The sequence below is a fragment of the Actinomadura sp. 9N215 genome (genome assembly GCF_044326345.1).
In the GTDB taxonomy this organism is placed as follows: domain Bacteria; phylum Actinomycetota; class Actinomycetes; order Streptosporangiales; family Streptosporangiaceae; genus Spirillospora.
In genome coordinates this window covers 16,180-39,052 of the sequence record NZ_JBIRBA010000029.1, presented here as the reverse complement: position 1 = coordinate 39,052, position 22,873 = coordinate 16,180, and the positions used below count along the sequence as shown (strand labels likewise).

16 protein-coding genes, 1 pseudogene and 1 riboswitch are annotated in these 22,873 nt (G+C 69.4%); of the genes and pseudogenes, 14 read left to right on the top strand and 3 right to left on the bottom strand.

Annotated elements, in window-relative coordinates:
- Nucleotides 1-218 precede the first annotated feature (218 nt).
- The 5 genes from ACH34T_RS35650 to panD all read left to right on the top strand — a co-directional run bounded on the left by ACH34T_RS35650 (nucleotide 219) and on the right by panD (nucleotide 6,432).
- Nucleotides 219-992, top strand: coding sequence for an ABC transporter ATP-binding protein (locus tag ACH34T_RS35650; RefSeq protein WP_396025382.1), 774 nt, complete (start codon nucleotides 219-221; stop codon nucleotides 990-992).
- Nucleotides 992-3,544: an ABC transporter permease gene (locus tag ACH34T_RS35645; protein WP_396025456.1), complete on the top strand. Its 2,553-nt coding sequence runs from the start codon at nucleotides 992-994 to the stop codon at nucleotides 3,542-3,544. Before ACH34T_RS35650 ends, ACH34T_RS35645 begins: the two co-directional genes overlap by 1 nt.
- A gap of 511 nt (nucleotides 3,545-4,055) precedes the next feature.
- Complete coding sequence (locus ACH34T_RS35640) at nucleotides 4,056-4,988, top strand: Rossmann-like and DUF2520 domain-containing protein (protein WP_396025381.1); 933 nt, start codon at nucleotides 4,056-4,058, stop codon at nucleotides 4,986-4,988.
- Between the two features lie 167 nt (nucleotides 4,989-5,155).
- The gene (gene panC, locus ACH34T_RS35635; RefSeq protein ID WP_396025380.1) at nucleotides 5,156-6,016 is read left to right on the top strand and encodes a pantoate--beta-alanine ligase; all 861 of its coding nucleotides are present in this window, start codon (nucleotides 5,156-5,158) and stop codon (nucleotides 6,014-6,016) included.
- On the top strand, nucleotides 6,016-6,432 hold the full coding sequence (panD, locus tag ACH34T_RS35630) for an aspartate 1-decarboxylase (protein ID WP_396025379.1): 417 nt from the start codon (nucleotides 6,016-6,018) through the stop codon (nucleotides 6,430-6,432). The genes panC and panD overlap by 1 nt, the downstream gene beginning before the upstream one ends.
- 671 nt (nucleotides 6,433-7,103) lie before the next feature.
- Here the strand turns inward: panD and ACH34T_RS35625 are convergent.
- Nucleotides 7,104-7,283 (bottom strand): annotated as a pseudogene (locus ACH34T_RS35625) (hypothetical protein); the annotation flags it as partial.
- Between the two features lie 267 nt (nucleotides 7,284-7,550).
- Between ACH34T_RS35625 and ACH34T_RS35620 the strand changes: the two are divergent.
- From ACH34T_RS35620 to ACH34T_RS35610, 3 genes are read left to right on the top strand one after another with little or no spacing between them, the layout of a single operon-like run.
- On the top strand, nucleotides 7,551-9,515 hold the full coding sequence (locus ACH34T_RS35620) for an L-aspartate oxidase (protein ID WP_396025378.1): 1,965 nt from the start codon (nucleotides 7,551-7,553) through the stop codon (nucleotides 9,513-9,515).
- Nucleotides 9,512-10,369: a carboxylating nicotinate-nucleotide diphosphorylase gene (gene nadC, locus ACH34T_RS35615; protein ID WP_396025377.1), complete on the top strand. Its 858-nt coding sequence runs from the start codon at nucleotides 9,512-9,514 to the stop codon at nucleotides 10,367-10,369. The genes ACH34T_RS35620 and nadC overlap by 4 nt, the downstream gene beginning before the upstream one ends.
- A 14-nt stretch (nucleotides 10,370-10,383) precedes the next feature.
- Nucleotides 10,384-11,166, top strand: a complete 783-nt coding sequence (locus ACH34T_RS35610) for a type III pantothenate kinase (protein ID WP_328362219.1) — start codon at nucleotides 10,384-10,386, stop codon at nucleotides 11,164-11,166.
- A gap of 801 nt (nucleotides 11,167-11,967) precedes the next feature.
- Here the strand turns inward: ACH34T_RS35610 and ACH34T_RS35605 are convergent.
- Nucleotides 11,968-13,050, bottom strand: a complete 1,083-nt coding sequence (locus ACH34T_RS35605; RefSeq protein ID WP_396025455.1) for a LacI family DNA-binding transcriptional regulator — start codon at nucleotides 13,048-13,050, stop codon at nucleotides 11,968-11,970.
- Between the two features lie 429 nt (nucleotides 13,051-13,479).
- Here ACH34T_RS35605 and ACH34T_RS35600 point away from each other — a divergent pair, with 429 nt between their 5' ends.
- On the top strand, nucleotides 13,480-13,710 hold the full coding sequence (locus tag ACH34T_RS35600) for a LuxR C-terminal-related transcriptional regulator (RefSeq protein ID WP_067902439.1): 231 nt from the start codon (nucleotides 13,480-13,482) through the stop codon (nucleotides 13,708-13,710).
- A gap of 381 nt (nucleotides 13,711-14,091) precedes the next feature.
- Here ACH34T_RS35600 and ACH34T_RS35595 read toward each other — a convergent pair whose 3' ends face one another.
- Nucleotides 14,092-15,018, bottom strand: coding sequence for an NlpC/P60 family protein (locus ACH34T_RS35595; RefSeq protein ID WP_396025376.1), 927 nt, complete (start codon nucleotides 15,016-15,018; stop codon nucleotides 14,092-14,094).
- 159 nt (nucleotides 15,019-15,177) lie between these two features.
- Nucleotides 15,178-15,371, bottom strand: a riboswitch (cyclic di-AMP (ydaO/yuaA leader).
- A 306-nt stretch (nucleotides 15,372-15,677) separates the two neighbouring features.
- Here ACH34T_RS35595 and ACH34T_RS35590 point away from each other — a divergent pair.
- The 5 genes from ACH34T_RS35590 (at nucleotide 15,678) to ACH34T_RS35570 (ending at nucleotide 22,859) form a co-directional block, all read left to right on the top strand.
- Nucleotides 15,678-16,199, top strand: coding sequence for an amino-acid N-acetyltransferase (locus ACH34T_RS35590; RefSeq protein WP_396025375.1), 522 nt, complete (start codon nucleotides 15,678-15,680; stop codon nucleotides 16,197-16,199).
- 4 nt (nucleotides 16,200-16,203) lie between these two features.
- Nucleotides 16,204-16,998, top strand: coding sequence for an RDD family protein (locus ACH34T_RS35585; RefSeq protein WP_396025374.1), 795 nt, complete (start codon nucleotides 16,204-16,206; stop codon nucleotides 16,996-16,998).
- 5 nt (nucleotides 16,999-17,003) lie between these two features.
- Nucleotides 17,004-17,630, top strand: a complete 627-nt coding sequence (locus ACH34T_RS35580) for an RDD family protein (protein WP_396025373.1) — start codon at nucleotides 17,004-17,006, stop codon at nucleotides 17,628-17,630.
- A 1,066-nt stretch (nucleotides 17,631-18,696) separates the two neighbouring features.
- Complete coding sequence (locus ACH34T_RS35575; protein ID WP_396025372.1) at nucleotides 18,697-19,020, top strand: Lsr2 family protein; 324 nt, start codon at nucleotides 18,697-18,699, stop codon at nucleotides 19,018-19,020.
- A gap of 1,301 nt (nucleotides 19,021-20,321) precedes the next feature.
- Nucleotides 20,322-22,859 carry an ATP-dependent Clp protease ATP-binding subunit gene (locus ACH34T_RS35570; protein ID WP_396025371.1) on the top strand — a complete coding sequence of 846 codons (2,538 nt, stop codon included), beginning with the start codon at nucleotides 20,322-20,324 and terminating at the stop codon, nucleotides 22,857-22,859.
- Nucleotides 22,860-22,873: the final 14 nt, after the last annotated feature.

Genomic DNA, 22,873 nt, shown 5'->3' with positions numbered 1-22,873 from the left:
GGGCGTGCAGGGGTGTGGTGTGGGTGTGGAGTGTGGTGGGGGTGGGTGGGTTTGTGGTGTGTCGGTGGGAGGGGCGATGGGGTCGTACGACTTAGGTCGTACGTGGGGGCGGTGTGTAGGCGCGAGGTTGACGGGGAGCGTGGCCGGCGGGCGGATGGCAGGGGCGGCGCGGATTTCTAGCGTGGTCATCGTCCAGTCCGAGCCATGAAGGAGTCCACGTGACCAGCACGTTCGTCGATCCGCCCGGGGGAGTCCCAGGGGCCGCAGCAGCGCCGGCCGTCACGGCCGAGGGGGTGTCGAAGGTGTACGGGTCCGGTGACGCGGCGGTGCACGCGTTGCGCGGGGTCAGCGTCGCGTTCGCCAGGGGCGCGTTCACCGCGATCATGGGGCCGTCGGGGTCGGGGAAGTCGACGCTGATGCACTGCCTCGCCGGGCTGGACACCGTCACGTCCGGACGGATCGTCCTCGGCGACGCCGAGATCACCGGGATGGGCGACCGGCAGTTGACGATGCTGCGCCGCGACCGTGTCGGGTTCGTGTTCCAGGCGTTCAACCTGCTGCCGACGCTGACAGCCGAGCAGAACATCCTGCTCCCGCTCGAACTCGCGGGCCGCAAGCCGGACCGCGCGTGGTTCGACCAGGTCGTGGACGTCCTAGGGCTGCGCGACCGGCTGCGGCACCGGCCGAGCGAGCTGTCGGGCGGGCAGCAGCAGCGGGTGGCGTGCGCCCGCGCGATCGTCGCCCGCCCCGAGGTGATCTTCGCGGACGAGCCGACCGGCAACCTCGACTCGCGGGCGGGCGCGGAGGTCCTGGGGTTCCTGCGCGCGTCGGTCCGGGAGATGGGGCAGACGATCGTGCTGGTCACCCATGACCCGGTGGCCGCCTCGTACGCCGACCGGGTGGTGTTCCTGCGCGACGGCGAGATCGTCTCGGAGATCGTCCAGCCGACGCCCGCGGCGGTGCTCGACCAGCTCAAGAGCCTGGGGGCGTGATGCTGAGGACGACGTTGGCGGGCCTGCGCGCCCACAAACTCCGGCTGCTGCTGACGGGGATCGCCATCACTCTCGGCGTCGGTTTCATCTCGGGGACGTTCGTCCTCACCGACACGATGGACAGCGGCGTCGCCAAGACGTTCGCGCGTTCGGCCGACAAAGTCGATTTCGCGGTGCTCCCCGACGACGACGCAGAGGAGGAGCTCAGCGCCGACACACTCAGCCGGGTTCGTGCAGTACCCGGCGTGACGGACGTGCACGGCATGGTCAAGGGCGACGCAGCCCTCGTCGGCAAGGACGGTAAGGCGGTTGGCGATTTCCCCACCGTCGGCATGTCCGTGCCGTCCGGACGGCTGCTGCGCTACGAGTTCGATAAGGGACGGCCTCCGTCTGGCGGGGGCGAGACCGTCCTCGACACCGAATTGGCCAAGCGGGAGGGCTACACCGTCGGTGACGCGGTGACGATCCTGGACAAGAAGGGCCGGCCGCACCGGTTCAACGTCGTCGGGCTGGTCGATTTCGGCATCGACGAGGAGGCGAGCTTCCGCGGCGGCGTGGGGTTCGATCCCGCGACCGCGAGGGCGATGACCGGCGAGAAGGCGTACGAGGAGATCGACGTCGCGGGCGGGGACCGGGCGGCGATCGAGGCGGCGGTGAGGGCGGCGGGCGAGGCGTCCGGCCAGGCCCGGGGCCAGACCGGGGACGCGGGGGCGTCCGGTCGTGTGTACAGCGGGACGGAGCTGGGGGCGAAGCTGGCGAAGGCGGCGGGCGCCGACACGAAGATCATCCGCACCGGGCTGCTGATCTTCGGGCTGGTGGCGATGCTGGTGTCCGCCCTGGTCATCTACAACACGTTCTCCATCCTGATCGCGCAGCGGATGCGGGAGATGGCGCTGCTGCGCTGCGTCGGCGCGACCCGCCGGCAGGTCTTCGGCGGTGTCGTGGCGGAGTCCGCGGTGGTCGGGCTGGTCGGGTCGCTGCTCGGCCTCGCCGCCGGCGTCGGCCTCGGCGCGGGCGCGCTCGTCGGGATCAGGCAGCTGGACGCCAGCCTCGCCATGACGGGGCCGTCCGGCACGTCCCTCGCTCCGCGGACGATCTTGATCGGCCTGGCCGTCGGCGTCATCGTGACGGTCGTGTCGGCGCTCCTGCCCGCCCGCGCGGCGACCCGTGTCGCGCCCGTCGCGGCGCTGCGCTCGGAGTTGGAGCCGGGCAGCGGACGGTTCCGCCTCGGCGTGCCGCGCACCACGATCGCCGTCGTGCTTGGCGTCGCGGGCCTGGCCATCGGGGCGCTCGGGTCGCTCGCCATGCCGAAGGGCCAGGCCGCGATGTTCGTGGTGGCGCTCGCCGGCGGCGTGTTCTTCCTCGCGGTGATCGCGGCGATGCCCGCGCTCGTCCGTCCGCTCGGGCGGTTCGCGGGCGCGGCCCCGGCACGGCTCGGCGGGGTCCCGGGACGGCTGGCGGTGGCGAACGCGCAGCGCGCCCCGCGCCGCACCGCGACCACCACGATCGCGCTGACCATCGGCGTCGGGCTGATGAGCCTGTTCGCGGTGATCGCGGCGAGCGGGAAGGCGACCGCGACGCACCAGCTGGAGGAGCAGTTCCCCGTCGAGTTCCAGATCCAGACGCAGGACTTCGACGGGACCGTCCCGCGCGCGCTTGGCGAGACCCTCCGCAAGCGCCCCGAAGTCGCCGAGGTCATCGAGCTGCACCGGCAGGAGACCAAGGCGGCGGGTAATGACGAGGACGTCGCCACCATCACCGCGTCCGCCCTCGGCACGATCGTGAAACCCGAGATGAAGGAGGGGACGCTGGACGCGGCGCGCAAGCCGGGCACCGCGATGGTGGACGCGGACACCGCCAAAACGCCTGGCCTGGCCATGGGGAGCACCGTCCAGGTGAAGACCGCCCACGGCACCGTTCCGGTGAAGATCGCCGGGGTCTACGCGCCGGGCACGGGCCTGGACGGGATCGTCGTCCCCGAACCCGACTTCACCAGGTACTTCGGCGCCCGCGACCCCGCGGCGATCTTCGTCAAAACCAATGACGACGTGCCCGCGTCCGCCGCCCGCCGGGCCGTGGAGAGCGCCGCGCAGCCCTATCCGGCCGCGAAGGTGACCTCCAGCGCCGAGTTCAAGGAGTCGATGACGAAGGCCGTCGACATGATGCTGATGATCTTCGCGGGCCTGCTCGGCCTGGCGATCGTCATCGCGCTGTTCGGCATCGCCAACACGCTCACGCTCTCCGTCGTGGAACGCACCCGCGAATCGGCGCTGCTGCGGGCCCTCGGCCTCACCAAACGACAGCTCCGCCGGATGCTGTCCGTCGAAGCCCTGGTCATGGCCGTGATCGGCGCGCTCACCGGCGTCGTGCTCGGGGTGGCGTTCGGCTGGGCCGCGACGAACGCGATGGCGTCCGACTCGATCTTCTCGCTGCCCTATCTGCAGGTCGTCGCGTTCGTCGTCCTCGCGGGCCTGGCCGGGACGGCCGCCGCCGTGATGCCCGCACGCCGCGCCGCGAAGACGTCCATCGTGGAGTCCCTGTCCCATGACTGACCAGGGGTACGGGGTGACGACCGCCACCTGGCCGTCACCCCGTACCCTCGGCGCCACCGCAGCGGTCACCCCTGGCATCCCAGCCTCGGCCAGCGCCTCGGCCGCCTCTTCGGCTGTCACCTCGGCCGTCGTCGCAGTTCTCGCCTTGTTAGCCGCCCCTTAGCCTTGGCTGTCGCCCTGGCCCTGGCCCTGGCCTGGCCTTGGTCTTGGCTTTCGCTCAGGCCTTGGCCTTGGCTGTCGGCTTGGTCGTCGTGGCGGCTGCCTTCCTGGCCGTCACTTCGGCCGTATCCGTGGTTGCCATCCTGGCCGTTGCGTTGGCCGTAACCTTGGAGTCGCCCTGACCGTCGCTTCGGTGGCCGACCGGGCTGCCACTTGGCTGTCGCCTCGGCCGTCAGCTTGGCCGCCGGCGCGGACGTCATCCTGGTCGTGACCCGCCGGGCGGCGTGACCCGGGCCCGCGGGTAGCCTGGTTCGCGCACGTCCGGTACCTACCTGAGGACTGGAACGAACCGATGGACCCACACGTCACGCATTCCTCCGCCGCGCCTGGAAACGGGCCGGAGCCGACCCCGGAGGACAGGCCCGCGCGGCTCGCGGTCGGCGTCGTGGGCGCCGGACGCGTCGGCACGGCGCTCGGCGCGGCGCTGTCCCGCGCGGGGCACCGTGTGATCGCCGCGACGGCCGTGTCCGAGCGGTCGCGGTCACGGGTGGCGGAACGCCTGCCCGGCGCGGACATCGCGGCGCCGCCCGACGTCGTCGCGGCCGCCGATCTGGTGCTGCTGACCGTCCCGGACGACGAACTGCCCGAACTCGCGTCCGGCCTGGTGACGGCGGGTGTCGCGGTCACCGGCAAGCTCGTCCTGCACACCAGCGGCCGCTACGGCGCCGCCATCCTGGACCCGCTCACCCGCGCCGGCGCGCTCCCCCTCGCCCTGCACCCGGTCATGACGTTCACCGGACGTCCGGACGACGTGAACCGGCTCGCCGGGATCTCGTTCGGCGTCACGTCGCCCGAGCCGCTGCGCCCGGTCGCGGAGGCGCTCGTCGTGGAGATGGGCGGCGAACCCGTCTGGATCACCGAGGAGATGCGCCCGCTGTACCACGCGGCGCTCGCGGGAGGCGCGAACCACCTGGTCACGCTGGTCGTCGAGTCGATGAACCTGCTGCGCACCGCCGGCGTCGCCGAACCTGGCCGGATGCTCGGCCCGCTCCTCGGCGCCGCCCTCGACAACGGCCTGCGCCTCGGCATCGACGGGCTCACCGGCCCGGTCGCCCGCGGCGACGCCGGAACCGTCTCCGACCACGTCGGCGAACTGGCCAAGGTGTCGCCCGAAAGCCGCCGCGCCTACATCGCGCTGGCCCGCCTCACCGCCGACCGGGCCCTCGCGGCCGGAATGCTCAAGCCCGAGGACGCCGAACGCCTCCTCGAAGCCCTGGCCGACTGACGGTGCGGCCGACGTTGGCGGGTTTCAACGGAACGCGGTCGCGGATGAGATCGGCGGACCGTTCGGCGGGGGCCGTTGGTGTTGCCGGCTCATCGGACGTCCGCCGGAAACCCAACGGTCGCATCGGACGCGAGGCACCCGGGCCTCGCGGCAGTGAAGGGGACACCGTGACACCGACGATCACCCGGACACGGGACGAACTGACCGGAGCCCGCTCCCGGATCAAGGGACGCCTGGCGCTCGTCCCGACCATGGGGGCGCTGCACGAAGGCCACCGCTCCCTGTTCCGGCGGGCCCGCCGAAGCGCGGACGCGGTAGCGGTCAGCATCTTCGTCAACCCGCTCCAGTTCGGCCCGGACGAGGACCTCGACCGCTATCCCCGGACCCTCGCCGCCGACCTCGAAATGTGCGCCGCCGAAGGCGTCGACCTCGTCTTCGCCCCGCCCCACTCGGTGATGTATCCGGACACCCCGCAGGTCACGATCAAGTCGGGCCCGATGGGAGAGGTCGTCGAGGGCGCCTCGCGGCCCGGCCACTTCGACGGGATGCTCACCGTCGTGCTGAAGCTGCTCAACCTCGTCCGTCCCGATATGGCGATCTTCGGCGAGAAGGACGCGCAGCAGCTGGCGATGATCCGCCGGATGGTCGCCGACCTGAACGTCCCCGTCGAGATCGCCGCCGGGCCGACCGTCCGGGAGCCGGACGGCCTGGCCCTCTCAAGCCGCAACCGCTACCTCTCCGAGGCCGAACGCCGAACCGCCCTCGCGCTGTCGCGCGCGCTCCACGCCGGTGCGGACGCGTCCTCCGGCGGGCCCGAGGCCGTGCTCGCCGCGGCGAACGCCGTCCTCGACAAGGCCGTCACCGCGGACCCGCCGCTCCTCCTCGACTACCTCGTCCTCGTCGACCCCGCGACCTTCACCGCGATCACGCCCCCGTACGAGGGCCCGGCCGTCCTGGCCGTCGCCGGCCGCGTCGGCGCCACGCACCTCATCGACAACGTCCCCGTCCAGTTCCCCGAGGAGCCCTGATGATCCGGACGATGTTCAAGTCGAAGATCCACCGTGCCACCGTGACCCAGGCGGACCTGCACTACGTCGGCTCCCTCACCGTCGACCAGGACCTGATGGACGCCGCCGACCTGCTGCCCGGCGAGCAGGTCGCGATCGTGGACATCGACAACGGCGCCCGGCTGGAGACCTACCTGATCGCGGGCGAGCGCGGCTCCGGCGTCATCGGCGTCAACGGCGCAGCCGCCCGTCTCGTCCAGCCCGGCGACCTGGTCATCATCATCAGCTACGCCCAGCTCACGGACACCGAGGCCCGCGAGTTCGTCCCCGGCGTCGTCCACGTCGACCGCTCCAACAAGATCATCTCCCTGGACACCGACCCCGCCGCCCCCGTCCCCGGCACCACCGAACTCCGCGGAGACCAAACCCACCCCTAACCCCAAAGACAACGTCCGCGGACGCCCTTGCGCGGGCGCTCGCGGCCTCGGGCTGGACGGCAGCCCCTAGCCAAGCGAAGACCCAACTCGCTCCTAACCCTTGAGATGACGTACCTGACCCTTATGCGCGGCGCGATCGCCGATGACCGCTAACGCGGGCGGGGCCACCACTTGGCGCGATGGGGGGCCACTGTCGAGCCGAGGCGAACATGCTCTTGGTCCTGAAGGTGAGATGCGTGGCCCTCCTACGTGAGCGGTCGATGCCTCAAAGTGGGGCCGGGAGCCTCCTGACGAGCGCAGGACAACCCGCTGGTGTTTCTGGAGGTGAGATGCGTTGGTCTTCTGCGTGAGCGGTTGTTGCCTTGGTGGGCTGGGGGCCTGTTGGTGAGCGGAGGGCGACCCGCTGTCGTTTCTGGTGGTGAGATGTGTCGGTCTTTTGCGTGAGCGGTTGTTGCCTCGGCGTGGGCCGGGAGCCTCCTGGCGAGCGGAGGCCTAGCTCGCCCTAAGCCTCAGGGACGACGTGCGGCGTTTGGCGTGGGCGCGGGTTGTCCGGTTGCTGCCCTCTTTAGCTGGGGTCTTTGGTGACCGGAGACCTGACCTGGCCCCTGGCTCCTGAGGTGATGTGTGGGGGTGGGTGCGTCGCTTGGTGGCCGCCTCCGGGTGGCGGGCCTCCACCGTCCGTAGTCGCCGGTCCGCTTGCGGGCGTACTCCACCTGCGTCACCGGCATCGCCGTCACCGGCATCGCCGTCACCGGCATTGCCGTCACCGGCATTGCCGTCGCCAGGTCGGGCGGGTCCAACGCCCACGTCACGATCCGGGGTGTGACGTGCGTGGGCGTTTGGCGTGGGCGTGGGCTGTCTGGTTGCTGCCCCAGGCGGCGATGGGTTCTTGCGAGTGGAGTCGTAACCCTGCTCCGGTCCCAGAGGGGATGCGCGTGGGGCGTTTGGCTTGGGTGGGCGGTTGTTTGGTTGGTGCCTCGGTGGGGGTGGTGGGCCTCTTGGTGGAGAGTGTTGACACATTCCCGTTGTCCTGCGGTTTTGTGTGAAATGTGGGGGTGGGCGGTGGAGTGGTCCGGGGTTAGGGTCATAATGACGAGAATCGATCCCGAGGAGGGTTCATGATCCCTTCCGTTCTCGCCGCCCCCGACCCCGGCTGGAGCACCGAGACCGACGTCGTCGTCATCGGCTCCGGCATAGCGGGCCTGGTCGCCGCGTTGCGGTGCCGTCCGCGCGGGCGGGTGCTGCTCGTCACCAAAGCCCTCCTGGACGCGGGGTCGACCCGCTGGGCGCAGGGCGGGATCGCCGCTGCGCTCGCGCCCGACGACACCCCCGAGGAGCACTTCGCCGACACCCTCACCGCCGGCGTCGGCCTGTGCGACGAGGACGCCGTCCGGGCCCTCGTCACCGAAGGGCCGGAGGCGGTCCGCGGCCTCATCGAGCTTGGCGCCGCGTTCGACCGGTCCAGCGGTGGCGACATCGCCCTGACGCGCGAGGGCGGCCACCACCGGCGCCGGATCGCCCACGCGGGCGGGGACGCGACGGGTGCGGAGATCAGCCGCGCGCTCCTCGCCGCCCTCAAGGACTCCGGTGTCGAGGTCATCGAGCACGCACTGGTTCTCGACCTGCTGAAGGACGTCGCAGGACGCGCGGCCGGGGTCACCCTCCACGTCATGGGTGAAGGACAGCCGGGCGGCGTCGGCGCCGTCCGCGCCCGGGCCGTCGTCCTCGCCACCGGAGGGCTGGGCCAGGTGTTCTCGGCCACCACGAACCCCGAGGTCTCCACTGGCGACGGCGTCGCGCTCGCGCTGCGCGCCGGGGCGGATGTCGCCGACCTCGAGTTCGTCCAGTTCCACCCCACCGTGCTGTGGCTCGGCGAGGGTGCGCGGGGCCAGCAGCCGCTGATCTCCGAGGCCGTCCGGGGTGAGGGCGCGCATCTCGTCGACCACTCCGGGACACGCTTCATGGTCGGACGCCACGACCTCGCCGAACTGGCTCCGCGCGACATCGTCGCCAAGGGGATCATGAACCGGATGCGCGAGACCGGCACGTCCCACATGCTGCTGGACGGTCGGCACTTCGGCGCATCGATGTGGGAGAACCGGTTCCCGACCATCCTCGCCGCCTGCAGGCATCACGGCATCGACCCCGTGACGGATCTGATCCCGGTCGTCCCTGCCGCTCACTACGCGAGCGGGGGCGTCCGGACGGACCTGCATGGACGGACGTCCGTCCCCGGCCTCTACGCCTGCGGCGAGGTCGCCTGCACGGGTGTCCATGGTGCGAATCGTCTGGCTTCTAACTCCCTTCTGGAAGGCCTCGTCTTCGCCGAGCGCATTGCCGCGGCCCTTCGCCTAACCGACGCAGGGTCGAGGGACGCGGAGATGCCGCGTGGCTCCGATGAGGGGAGCAGGCTGCTCGGGGCGGGGGTGCGGGGGGAGATTCAGCGGATCATGACCTCCTATGCGGGTGTCCTTCGTGGGGCGGACGGGTTGGAGACCGCTGCCCGTGAGCTGGCCGGATTGCTCCGGACAGATCCACAGCCGGGCCCCGGGCCGAGCCCCCGGCCGAGCCCCCGGTTTGGTCCCGGGCCTGCTCCAGGGCCGACGTCTGGATCTGCTCCCGGCACGGGGTCGGAGTCTGCTCCCGGCAGGGCGTCTGGGTCTGGTCTCGGCAGGGCGTCTGGGTCTGGTCTCGGAATGGGGTCTGGGTCTGGTCTCGGAATGGGGTCTGGGGCTGCTCGCGGCACGGGGTCAGGGGCTGCTCCCGGGATGGGTTCCGGATCGGTGTCTGGGGCGGAGTCTGGGTCTGGGGCGGGGGCCGGGGTTGGTCTCGGGTCGGGGCTTGAGCCAGGGAGCGGGGCGGTTCTGGAGCCGGGGGTGGAGGCGTGGGAGGTCACCAATCTGCACATTGTCGCGTCCGCGATCGTGGCGGCGGCGCGGCGGCGGGAGGAGACGCGGGGCAGCCACTGGCGGGAGGACTTCCCCGAGAGACGCGACGAGGAATGGCGCGGCCATCTGGTCACGCGGCTGGAGGGGAACGTCCTGACGACCACCTACGAACCTCTGGAAGGAAAGCGCTCATGACACCGGAACTGTCGCAGAAGCTGAGCGACGCCGGGCTCGATCCACAGACTGTGGATAACCTCGTCCGGACGGCGCTGGCCGAGGACGGCGAGGTCGACGTCACCAGCATGCCGATCTTCGCGCCCGACGAAACCGCGGCCGGGGACCTCAGGGCCCGCGAGGACGGCGTCGTCGCAGGCATCCCCGTGGCGTGCGTCGTGTTCGACGTCTTGGACGTGGCATACGACGCGAAGGCCGAAGACGGCGAACGGGTCGTCCCCGGACAGGTGCTCATCTCGGTGAGCGGTCCCACCAGAGCATTGCTGCGGGCTGAGAGGACGGCCCTGAATCTGCTCACTCACCTGTCTGGAATCGCGACGGCGACCCGGAAATGGATGGACGCGATGTCCGGTACCAAGGCCAAGGTCCGTGACACCCGCAAAACGCTCCCGGGCCTACGCGCCGTGCAGAAGTACGCCGTGCAATGCGGTGGCGGCGTCAACCATCGGATGGGCCTGTACGACGCCGCCCTCATCAAGGACAACCACGTCGCCGCGGCCGGAAGCGTCACCAAGGCGTACGAGGCGATCCGCGCCGTGTACCCGTCCCTCCACATCCAGGTGGAGTGCGACACTCTCGCGCAGGTCGAGGAGGCGCTCGCGGTGGGCGCGCGGAGCATTCTGCTGGATAACATGACCGACGCCGAGATGACCGAGGCGGTTCGCCTTGTCGCGGGGCGGGCGGAGCTTGAGGCCAGCGGTGGGCTTACCCTGGATCGGGCCCGAGACGTCGCCGTGACCGGGGTGGACTACCTTGCGGTCGGCGCGCTGACGCACTCGGCGCACGTGTTCGACATCGGCCTTGACTTCACCTGACCAGCGGGGACCTGATGCTGCTCACCATCGACGTCGGCAACACCCAGACCGTTCTCGGCCTGTTCGAGGGCGACGAGGTGATCGAGCACTGGAGGATCAACACCGATCCGCGGCGCACCGCCGACGAGATCGCCGTGGTCCTGCAGGGACTCGTCCAGCAGAGCCCGCTGCTGGCCGACACCGACATCAGCGGCATCGCACTGTGCTCCACGGTTCCGTCCGTCCTGCACGAGATGCGGGAGATGTGCCGCCGCTACTACGGCGACGTCTCTGCGGTGATCGTGGAGCCCGGCGTCAAGACCGGCGTCCCCGTCCGGATGGACAATCCGAAGGAGGTCGGCGCCGACCGCATCGTGAACGCGCTGGCCGCCGTCCACACGCACGGCGGCCCCGCGATCGTCGTCGACTTCGGCACCGCCACCACCTTCGACGCCGTCTCCGCGAAGGGCGAGTACGTGGGCGGCGCGATCGCGCCCGGCATCGAGATCTCGATCGACGCGCTGTCGTCGCGCGGCGCCCAGCTGCACAAGATCGAGCTGGTCAGGCCGCGGAACGTGGTGGCCAAGAACACCGTCGAGGCGCTGCAGTCCGGGATCATCTTCGGCTTCGCCGGGCAGGTGGACGGCATCGTCGAGCGGATGTCCGAGGAACTCGCCGCAGACCCCGGCGAGGTCACGGTCATCGCCACCGGCGGCCTCGCGCCCCTCGTCCTGGAGGAGTCCCGCAGCATCGACGCGTTCGAGCCCTGGCTCACCCTCATCGGCCTACGCCTGATCTACGAGCGCAACACCGTCTAGCCGCCACAGACCGGACCCACCCGACGCACGCTTGACAGGACGGCCGGGCCCCGCCCCATTGGCGGCGCGCGCGGCCCCAATTCCCGTTCTATGCCCTCGACCGGAGTCCTGCGGGCCTACGGCCTTGCGAGTGCGCCAGGGCCCCAGGCCGGACCGCCCAGAACGCACAGAGCCATTCGAACGGGCCCCAGGGCAGCGTGCAGGTCGGCGCCCATCCCAGTCGGCTGCGTGACGTCCGAAACTGATGACTCGCTGAGCACAGGGCCCACGCAGACGGTGTCGCTCGCCCGCGTGGACGAGATGTCACTCTCCTGGGTACGCGCCGCCTTGGCCGCTCGTCCGGCTGTGGATCACTCTTTGGGGCGCGAGCGCCCGGGGGTGGCCGGGAGGGGCCGGGCAGGCTCGACGGGTGGCGTGTCAACGACTGACTAGGCGGGGGACGGCCTTCCCACGAAGCGCGCACACGGACGCCTAGGCGACGGCACGAGTCGCCGACGGGGCGACCGCGTGCGAGACGCCGGTGCGGGACGGCGGTACGGGACAGTGGCACAGACGGCGGCGCGGGAGGACGGGACGGCGGTGCGGGACGGTGCGGCGGGATGGTGCGGCGGGATGGTGCGGCGGGACGGTGCGGCGGGACAGTGGCACAGACGGCGGCGCGGGAGGACGGTGCGGGACGGCGGTGCGGGACGGCGGGACGGCGGGACGGCGGTGCGGCGGTGCGGCGGTGCGGTGCGAGAGTGTTGGGGGACGAGGCTTGCCGGGGGCAAGGGTGACTTCTGGCCTGGGGGGCGGCGAAGGTTAAGCGCTTTCGCGGATGACAAGGTCGGGTCTGAGGACCACCTGACGGTGCTGATGGGACTTGCCCTCGCCTACCTCGGCCAGCGCGAGTTCGGCGGCTTCCCAGCCGAGTTCGCGGCGGGGCTGCCGGATGGTGGTGAGGGGCACGGCGGCGCTCGCGGCGAGTTCGATGTCGTCGTATCCGATCACCGCGATGTCCTCGGGGACGCGCGCGCCGAGCCGGATCAGCTCGTTGATCAAGCCGATCGCGAGCAGGTCGTTGGCGCAGAACACGCCGTCGGGTGTCGGCGACATCGCCATGATCTGGTGGGCGGCGGCTTGGCCCTCGCTGGGGCTCAGCGCGTCCAGAATCAGGATCGGGGGTTTTCCGAAGCCGGCCTCGACGATCGTACGGGCGGCGCCGTCGCGGCGTTCGACGCAGGGCTGCGGCTCGGGGACGCCGGTCACGAAGGCGATCCGCTCCCGGTCGGTGCCGAGCAGGTGCGCGGCGGCGATCTCACCGCCCGCGACGTGGTCGACCTGGGCGGAGCAGACCCCGGACGCGTCCCGGTCGATCAGCACCACGCTCATCCCCGCGGCGCGCAGCTGGGCGATGTCGCGGGAACCGAGCCCGACGGGGATGATCAGGACGCCGGCGGCGTTCTGCTCTTCCAGGAGTTCCACGGAACGCCGCTCCTTGGCGGCGGAGTGGTCGCTGGAGAGCCAGAGCGCGTCGTGACCGAGGGCGTTGAGCGCGGCCTCCGCCCCCCGGGCGACGTCGGTCGCGTACGGGTTGGTGAGGTCTTCGACGACGACGCCGAATGCGCGCCGCGGCTCGTCGCCGAACTCGCCCGCGGTGCGTTCGGGACGCCGCCGGAGCCGGCGCGCGGACTCGTTCCGGACGAATCCGAGCTCCTCGATCGCCGCGCGAACACGGTCACGGGTAGCTTCGGCCACGAGGTCTGGCCGGTTTAGGACATTCGAAACGGTCCCAACTGAGACTCCAGCACGCCTCGCGACCTCACGAATACTGGTCTGTGGCAACTCGCTCCTCGTCCCGTCCCAGGCATGTTTCCCCAGGTAGTGGAGTTTTGCATAGTGCATTCGCGAAAGCACGGTCACAGACCGCGACCATCGGCGCGCACATTGCACTGAACCAGCGCTTGACGGGCCGGATCCGGCCGCCTAGCGTTCCGAGCCGAAGCGTAGCTTGAAACGATTCACGATCTTCGACCACGGCGAGATCTGGCGAGTCCAACGAGAAGGGACGGTGCGGATGGCTGGCGATCCCATCCCGTCTCCCTCGGATGGCCAACGAGTGAATCGTCACCCGGAGTTCCCCCGAAAGCCCCCGCAATCGGCCCAACGGCCACCTCCGGCCAAGCGCGCGAGACAGAAAAGGAAACCGATGATCTGAGTCCGGAGGCGCTCCGGGCCCGGCAACCCAACGCGCGTACAGATCGAGGCCAACCCGTGCCTGTGCAGCGGACGGCTGCATCCCCGCGGTCATCACCACGGACGAGGGAGGACGGAGTGGAACAGGCCACACTCGCACGTCGTGGCACCGACGATTTCGGGCTGAGCGAGGAAGAGATTCGGCTGCTCGCTCAAATCGCCAGCGGTGTCACCGCCGATGTGGCGGCTCGCAAGCTGGAGCTGAGCGCACGGACCTTGCGACGCCGGTTGCGGACCATCTGCGACCGGCTGGAGGTCAACACCCCTATCGAGGCCGTGGTGTGGGCGGCCCGAAGGCAGCTCATCTAGCGGCAACCCCCAATGACGCTCGTCCGGGGACGGCGAGCGCCACGAGAATCCAGGCGGCAAACATTCAGAACCCTCCGTCCGACCCCGCAGCGGCGGCGCCCGCACCCTGACAGGTAGGTCCCTGCAGGAGGCGTCGCCGCGGACGGTGTTCAACGCTCGCCGCAGACGGTGTTCAACGCTCGCCGAGGACACGTCAAGCGCGCCCTCGATCTCATCGACGCCCGCAACGCCCGTGACACCCACCAGATGCGCCCGCCGACCGCAGGGGCCCATCCGAGGGCGTCCAGGGGCGTCCTAGGACGCTTGCCGAGCGCAAGGGATTCCGCTGACCATTCTCAGTCGGACACCAGGGCGCTAGGACGCTGGGGGCGTCCGCCGGGCTCAGGCGACTCGGACGCCGCCGGCGAAGGGACGGCCCGCCATGGGCGCGATCTTCACGACGTCGCCGGTGTGGGGCGCGTGCAGCATCTTGCCGCCGCCGACGTAGATCCCCATGTGGTGCAGGTCGGAGTGGAAGAACACGAGGTCGCCCGGCTGGAGCTGGCCGCGGGACACGTGGGTGCCCGCGTTCCACTGGCTGCCGGTGTAGTGCGGCAGGTTGATGCCGACCTGCTTGTAGGCCCACATCGTCAGGCCCGAGCAGTCGAAGGCGTTCGGCCCGGCGGCGCCCCAGACGTACGGGTCGCCGATCTTGGTCATCGCGTAGCGCAGGGCCTGCACGCCCTTGCCGGTGCCGACGACGGGGAGTTTGGCGAGCTGGGTGGGGTCTCGCTTGACGAGCGTGCCGCGGACCTTCTCGTACGTCTCGGTGACCTTCTTGCGCTGCGAATCCAGTTGCGTACGCAGCGCCTTCACCTGCGTGGCGCGCGCTTCGGCGGACTTGCGGGCGCGCTGCGCGGCCTGCATGGCCTGCATCAGCCCGAGGACTTTGGTGCTGTCCCGCTTGGCGAAGTAGTTGAGCGTGGCGGCCTGGTCGAGGACGGACTGCGGGTCCTGGGAGGCGACGAACGACACCGTGGGGTCGGAACCGCCCTGCATGTAACTGGTCGCGGCCAGAGAACCGACCTTCTCGCGGATGGTCTGGAGGGATTTCTCCTGCCGTTGGGCGTTCTCGGTGGCGACCTTGGCCGCGCGCTGCGACTGCGCGAGTTTGACCTTCAGCCCGTTGTACTGCTCGGTGAGCTGCTCCAGCTGGTCGGCGAGCTTGAGGGCCTTCGCCCTGAGTTCCTTCGTGGACGGCTCAGGGTCTGCGTGCGCGACCGCGACCGTGTGCGGTGCGACCGAAAGGGCGACGAGCGCACCGGCCACGGTGATCGCTCTACCGCGGAACCGGGCCGTCCAGGGCGCCCAGGCCGTCCGGGGCTTCTGGACTTTTCGGGCCGTCCGGGCTTTCCGCGCCGATGGCGACTGCCGGGAGCTTGAACGAGCAGATCGTGAAAGGGAAGCAGGGCGCGATGGCTCCACGAATTCTCCTCTCCTCGTCCGCCTACCGAGTTAGCTGACGGGTTGGGGCTGGAGCAGCCCGTCCGCGGGCACGCGTGGAATTCGGTTCCACGCGGCTGCGGATTCACCCCTCACGGTGTCAGCCCGGGGCGGCTCCCCGAACGCTCCGGAAGTGGGTCCCCGGCTCCTCGGGGCGCTGGTTGCGGCCCTTGGACTCGGCGGTGCGGCCTCCGCGTCCTGCGGTTGGCCGACGTCAGCGCAGGACACTAACGGAACCCGCTTTGGATGCCAACCAGAACATGCGAAATCGCAGGTGGCGGCGGCTTGTCGGCACCGGAGCGCCGGTCACGCCCCCTGAAATCCTGTGTCCTTGCTCACTTTTTGGCACCCCGGGCAATGCCTAGTCGGTTTTATCTAGTCACTGCTGCTCGCCCATCGCCGCATGCGGAGCCAGCCCGCATCGCCCGCCTGCGGGCACTACTGACCGCTGGCGGTGGCGACGCGTTCGATAATCTCGCCTGTTTGTGGAGGTCGTGATCCGGCGAGCCCGTACCGCCGACGTTCAAGAGATTCGCAGGCTGGTCGATCGGTACGCCGGTTCGGGACGACGCCTGCTGAAGAAGTCCACGGTGAAGCTGTACGAGGACGTCCAGGAGTTCTGGGTCGCCGAGGACGTCCAGCACAGCACGCCGGGACCGGTCGTCGCCTGCGGCGCGCTGCACGTGATGTGGGAGGACCTCGCGGAGGTCCGTTCCGTCGCCGTGAGCAAGGAGTACGGCGGACGCGGCATCGGGCACCGGATCGTGGCCCGTCTGCTGGAGACCGCGCGGGAACTCGGCGTGCGGAGGGTGTTCTGCCTTACCTTCGAGGTGGAGTTCTTCGCGCGCCATGGCTTTCAGCAGATCCTGGGGACTCCGGTGGCGCCAGAGGTGTACGAGGAGCTTCTCCGCTCCTACGACGAAGGCGTTGCAGAGTTCTTGAACCTCGACCGGGTCAAGCCCAATACGTTGGGCAACACCCGGATGTTGCTTCGCCTGGAGGACTGACCCGATGAGCGATTCCCCCGACCGCGGGCGGCGGTACCCGCCGCAGCAGGGGCAGGGTTCCTACGGCCCGCCGCCTCCGTACCAAGGTCCCCAATGGCAGCAACCTCAACAGCAACCGCAGGGACAACCACAGCAGCAGTGGCAGCAGCCGCCGCAACAGCAACAGCAGTGGGGTCAGCAGCCGGGGTACAACGAGCCGTACGACGCGTCCCATGACGACTACGGCGGCGATGAGCTGCCCTTGGCGCCGATCCATCGCCGTGCAGGCGCGCGGCTCATCGACAACGGGCTCGTCGCGGTTTTCGGGTTCGCGCTCGTCCTGCCGATCACGATCGGTGCGTTCGGCCTGGGCAAGCCTGGCAGCAAGACCGAGGACGAGGGGGGTGTGTGGAACTGGCCCATCATCTTCACCCTTTTCTGTGTCCTGTCGGTGTTGCCGTTGCTCTACGAGGCCGTCCAACTGTCCATGTCTGGACGAACGCTCGGCAAGCGCGTCATGGGGCTTGGCATCGTCCAGGCGCCCGGCGGGCAACCATTGACCACCACGCAAGCCGTGTGGCGCGCTGGAATCGTCCATGTGGGCTACCAGATCGGCGTTTTCTTCTTCCTGGTCATCGCGGTGATGGTGTGGGACTACGCCGCGTACGGGATGGTGCTGGTCTGGGCGGGCGCGTTGATGGCGTACCTGTGGGCGATCTGGGACCAGCCCCTGCACCAGGCACTCCACGATCGCTTGGCCGGGACGCTGGTCGTCGATGAGCGGGCCGGCTACGACGAGTACGCCGAATACCCGGAGTAAGGCCCGTGCGGGAGGCACCGCTCGCCGAACCGGGCCAGCGCCTCCTGGCGCGCATCGTCGACACCCTCATCGTCGGTGTGCCCGTCATCGTCGTCGTCCGTGCCTTGGTGTCCGGACCCACGGTGGACGTCGTCGCCCCACCGGCCTTCGCCGGATGCATGCTGCTGTACGAGGCGATCCAGCTCACCCTCTGGAGCCGGACGATCGGCAAACGCGTCGCCGGCATAGAAGTCGTCGTCGTCGCCCCCAATGCGCCTCTCGCGCCCGGGGAGACGGCGGCGAAAGCCCGCCGCGGCAAGACGGAGGCACTGACCTCCGAATCCGCGCCCGAATCGCAAGAGACAGACGCCGAGTCGAGCCGGCAAGGGCAAGAGGACGAATCGGGACCGACGCCGGACGCCGCGACGGACCTCGTGCCGATCAATGAGCGGCCCCGCCTGGACGTTGTGCGCGCCGTTGCGCGTGCCGCGGTCTATTCGCTGCCGATCGCGGCGCGTCCGATTCCCGTTGCCGGGCTACTTGCGGGCATCTTCTGGTTGGCGAACGCGGGGGCCCTGTACGAGGGCACGCGCCGCCAGGCCGTCCATGACAGACTCACCGGGACGCTGGTCGTAAAACGCCTCTCCCGTTGAATCATCGGCCTTCTGAGAGCCACTCTCAGGTTTCCTCGTCCGAACTGTGAGACGGCCGGGCCCGACTTCGCCGGCTCATGATCCCTCGGCGCACGGAGTGGACACGCCCGGCCATACCGGCTTTCGTGGAGATGTCCGCTCTGTTTCGGACGCCCGGCGTTCGCACGGCTAATGCCAGCTCGTTCAGGTTACGGCCCTGAATCGGGGTGAGATGTGTCTCGTCCCGGACGCGTCCTCCGCTTTGAGAGGGCGCTTGTGGCCCCTTGCCCTTCGGCCTGGGCCTGGCTCACATTGGGCCCAGGACTTACTCCGGATGGGACACCGTCTCGCTTGGAACGGGCCTTTCGCTTCACGTGTCCCTCGGGATCGGAGGAGCTCGGCACCCGGCTCCGGCATCGCCTCCGACGCGGGTTGAAGAACTGGGGCGGAGGTGGGATTGTGTCGCAATCTCCTGATTTCGGGATGGGCGAGTACCGAGCGCTTCCACGCGGAGAGCGCGGTCCGTGACTTCCCGTCACGGGCGGGCGGCAACAGATTTCGGCTCGGCTCACCAGGTCGTTATCCAGCCACATCGTCCGGCCGGGGCGGTGATCAGCCGCCGTGCTGCGGGCCGGGCGGCCCCCGGGACATTCCCCCGGGTCGCGGTTAGCGCCGTTACGTCAGAGTTAATCGGTGGCGGCGGTGTCCGTGTGCCCCGGCTGTTAAGGTCGCCCGCACCGCTTTCGCCTCCGGACGGTCCGTCCGCCGGAAAGCGGAGCCGTCCGCAAACGCGGGCCAATGCGCGAGCGCCGACCCAGGTCAGCGCGTCGCGTCGTGACGCCCGCCGTGCCCGAAAACCCCGTCGTGCTCGGGCCTGGCGAAGAATTCGCAGGCCGTGTCCGGTGCGTCCGGGCGCATCGCCGGACGCTCTGGAAACGACGAGGCGATTACTCCCGGTCACGGGCCGGAAGGCGACTTCGCCGGGGAGTGCCGGTTCAAGGAGGGCGGCGGAATTGTCATCGGCGCACCACTCGGTATATGTTTGTCAACCGAATGCAGTTTGCTCAAGCCGAAAGGGTCTGTCCCCATGGCACAGAAGGTTCAGGTGCTTCTCGTCGACGACCTCGACGGTGGCGAGGCGGACGAGACCGTAGCGTTCTCGATCGACGGCGCCTCCTACGAGATCGACCTGAGTGGCGCCAACGCAACGAAGCTGCGGGATTCTCTTAAGCCGTTCGTGGAGAAGTCGCGCAAGGCGGGTACGGGCACGCGTCGTCGCCGGCAGCGCGGCGCGTCCAGCCGCGAGCGCAGCGCTGAGATCCGCGCCTGGGCCAAGAACAATGGCATCAAGGTCAATGAGCGCGGCAGGATCCCGGCCCATGTGATCGAACAGTACGAGGCGGCCAACTGACCCGTCAGCCCACCGGCGGCCCGTCTCCGTTCGTGAGACGGGCCGTTCGTCTGCGGCCCGGTTCACTGTTCACTTCACCCGTTCACTCGGCCGGTTCCCATGCGCATCGTTCCTCTGGCCCGTTCGCTCAGCCGAGTTCGCATGTGCCACCGTTCCCGTGGCCAGTTTCCGCCCCGTTGCCTGCCTCCGTTTCCCGTCCGGTTTCGTTTGGGCTCCAGTTCGCCTGACTGGTTCGTCCGACCAGTTCGTCCGACCTGGTTCGCCCGACCCGGTTCATCCGCGCCGTCGTTTTACCTGCGGGCCGCTCGTTACCCGCAGTCCGCTCGCGTTGCGGCGTCGTTTCGCTCGCGGCTCCAGTTCACTTGACTGGTTCGTCCGCCACGTCGTTTCCGGCTTGGCCGGTACGCGCACCGCTTCACGCGGCGTCGTCGTTTCGTCCACGGCTCCTGTTCGCTTAGCGGTTCGTCGGACAAAGTTCCCCGCGCGGCGAACAAGAGTTGCCCGCCCGGCGAGTTGACGTGGCTGGTCGGCAAGGTCTCGTTCGCGCGGCGGCGTCGTTCGCTCGCGGTTTGCCTTCGTTCGTTGCGTTCATTCGCTTGAGTTGTTCGTCTGCGGACTGGTCTCCCAAGTGGTCGGCCTCGGCGGCCTCGGTGGGGCTGCGGCTCCTTGCTGGACGGTCGGCCGCCTCGTCCACCACGCGGCGGTTTCCGTAGTTGATTCGTGTGGCGGGCGGCTTGGATGACTTGCGGCCGCAGTTCGCTTGATCCGTCGTGCGCGGTCTCGTCTTCCGCTCTTCCGCGTGGTTCGTTCGGGTTGAGCGGTCACGCGCCCCGGGTTCGGGGGATCGTTCGCGGTGTCGACTTGCTTGCTCTGGCCCCCTTGGCTGGCTGGTTTGCTTGGGCCGGTCTTGCAGCCGGTCCGCGTGGGCCGGTTCGGTTGCGGCGGTGCTCGCTCGTGCACAGCCCTCTTGTTGCGCGCTGGTCGCGTTCGCTTGTGGCGTAGCGGCCGGACGGTTTGCGCGCGCGCCCAGTGAGGTACAGAGGCCGCGCGGGTGGAACTTCACCCCCATTCGGCACTCCCGGCCCGCGCCCTGACCGACCTGCGGAAAGCCCCCGTTCGCTTGGGGCGTAGCGGGAACATGACGCACCGATGCGGTAGTTGGATGAGACTGAACAGCGCTTAGCTGGGGAACGTCTCCTGGTGGGAGTGCACCGGGCGGCCTCCTCGGGGCGGGCTAGCATGCGGAAGGACAGTTCCGGACGTTCCGGACTCTGCCCAACCGCTCTGTGAGGAGCGACGAGATGTTCGAGAGGTTCACCGACCGCGCGCGGCGCGTTGTCGTCCTGGCCCAGGAGGAGGCCAGGATGCTCAACCACAACTACATCGGCACCGAGCACATCCTCCTGGGCCTGATCCACGAGGGTGAGGGTGTCGCTGCCAAGGCTCTGGAGAGCCTCGGGATCAGCCTTGAGGCGGTGCGCCAGCAGGTCGAGGAGATCATCGGCCAGGGCCAGCAGGCGCCGTCAGGCCACATCCCGTTCACTCCGCGTGCCAAGAAGGTCCTTGAGCTGTCGCTGCGCGAGGCGCTGCAGCTCGGCCACAACTACATCGGCACCGAGCACATCCTGCTGGGTTTGATCCGTGAGGGCGAGGGCGTCGCGGCCCAGGTTCTTGTGAAGCTCGGCGCCGACCTGAACCGGGTGCGCCAGCAGGTCATCCAGTTGCTGCACGGCTATCAGGGCAAGGAGCCGGCCGCCTCCGGCGGGCCCTCGGAGTCGGCTCCGTCTACCTCCCTCGTCCTCGACCAGTTCGGCCGCAACCTGACGCAGGCCGCGCGCGAGGGCAAGCTCGACCCGGTGATCGGGCGGGGCAAGGAGATCGAGCGGGTCATGCAGGTGCTGTCCCGCCGTACCAAGAACAACCCGGTGCTGATCGGGGAGCCCGGCGTCGGCAAGACCGCCGTCGTCGAGGGCCTTGCGCAGAAGATCGTCAAGGGCGAGGTGCCCGAGACGCTGAAGGACAAGCAGCTCTACACCCTCGACCTTGGCGCGCTGGTCGCCGGCTCCCGGTACCGCGGTGATTTCGAGGAGCGCCTGAAGAAGGTGCTGAAGGAGATCCGCACCCGCGGCGACATCATCCTGTTCATCGACGAGCTGCACACGCTGGTCGGTGCGGGCGCCGCCGAGGGCGCGATCGACGCCGCGTCCATCCTCAAGCCGATGCTGGCGCGCGGCGAGCTGCAGACCATCGGCGCGACGACGCTGGACGAGTACCGCAAGTACCTGGAGAAGGACGCCGCGCTAGAGCGCCGCTTCCAGCCGATCCAGGTCGCTGAGCCGTCGCTGTCGCACACGATCGAGATCCTCAAGGGCCTGCGGGACCGCTACGAGGCGCACCACCGCGTGTCGATCACCGACAGCGCGCTGGTCGCCGCGGCGCAGCTCGCCGACCGCTACATCAGCGACCGGTTCCTGCCGGACAAGGCGATCGACCTGATCGACGAGGCGGGCTCGCGGATGCGCATCCGCCGGATGACCGCTCCGCCGGACCTGCGCGAGTACGACGAGAAGATCGCCGACGTCCGGCGCGACAAGGAGTCCGCGATCGACGCGCAGGACTTCGAGAAGGCCGCGGCGCTGCGCGATAGCGAGAAGAAGCTGCTCGGCCAGAAGGCGCAGCGGGAGAAGGAGTGGAAGGCCGGCGACATGGACGTCGTCGCCGAGGTCACCGACGAGCTGATCGCCGAGGTCCTCGCCACCGCCACCGGCATCCCGGTCTTCAAGCTGACCGAGGAGGAGTCCACCCGGCTGCTGCGCATGGAGGACGAGCTCCACAAGCGCGTCATCGGCCAGGAGGACGCCATCAGGGCGCTCTCGCAGTCGATCCGGCGCACCCGCGCTGGGCTGAAGGACCCGAAGCGTCCCGGCGGCTCGTTCATCTTCGCCGGTCCGTCCGGCGTCGGTAAGACGGAGCTGTCCAAGACGCTCGCGGAGTTCCTGTTCGGCGACGAGGACGCGCTGATCCAGCTCGACATGTCCGAGTTCATGGAGAAGCACACCGTGTCACGGCTGTTCGGCTCCCCGCCCGGCTACGTCGGGTACGAGGAGGGCGGCCAGCTGACGGAGAAGGTGCGCCGCAAGCCGTTCTCGGTCGTCCTGTTCGACGAGATCGAGAAGGCCCACCAGGACATCTTCAACAGCCTCCTGCAGATCCTGGAGGACGGCCGCCTCACCGACGCGCAGGGCCGTGTCGTGGACTTCAAGAACACCGTCATCATCATGACGACGAACCTGGGGTCCAAGGACATCTCCAAGGGCGTGTCGATGGGCTTCGCCCGTCAGAACGACGAGCAGGGCTCCTACGACCGGATGAAGGCCAAGGTGGGCGAGGAGCTCAAGCAGCACTTCCGCCCCGAGTTCCTCAACCGCGTCGACGACACGGTCGTGTTCCACCAGCTCACCCCGGCCGAGATCATCCAGATCGTCGACCTGATGATCGCCAAGGTGGACGACCGGCTCAAGGACCGGGACATGGGCCTCGAACTGCAGCAGGAGGCCAAGGACCTGCTGGCGCTGCGGGGCTACGACCCCGTGCTCGGCGCGCGGCCGCTGCGCCGGACCATCCAGCGCGAGATCGAGGACCAGCTCTCCGAGAAGATCCTCTACAACGAGCTGAAGGCCGGCCAGATCGTGCTCGTGGGCACCGAGGGCTTCGACCCCGACAACAAGGACGCGACGGTGGAGAACGCCAAGTTCACGTTCAAGGGCGTCCCGAAGCCGACCACCGTCCCGGACAGCCCGCCGCCCATCGAGGGCGCGGTCAACTTCAACAAGGACTGAGAACGTCCAGGAAG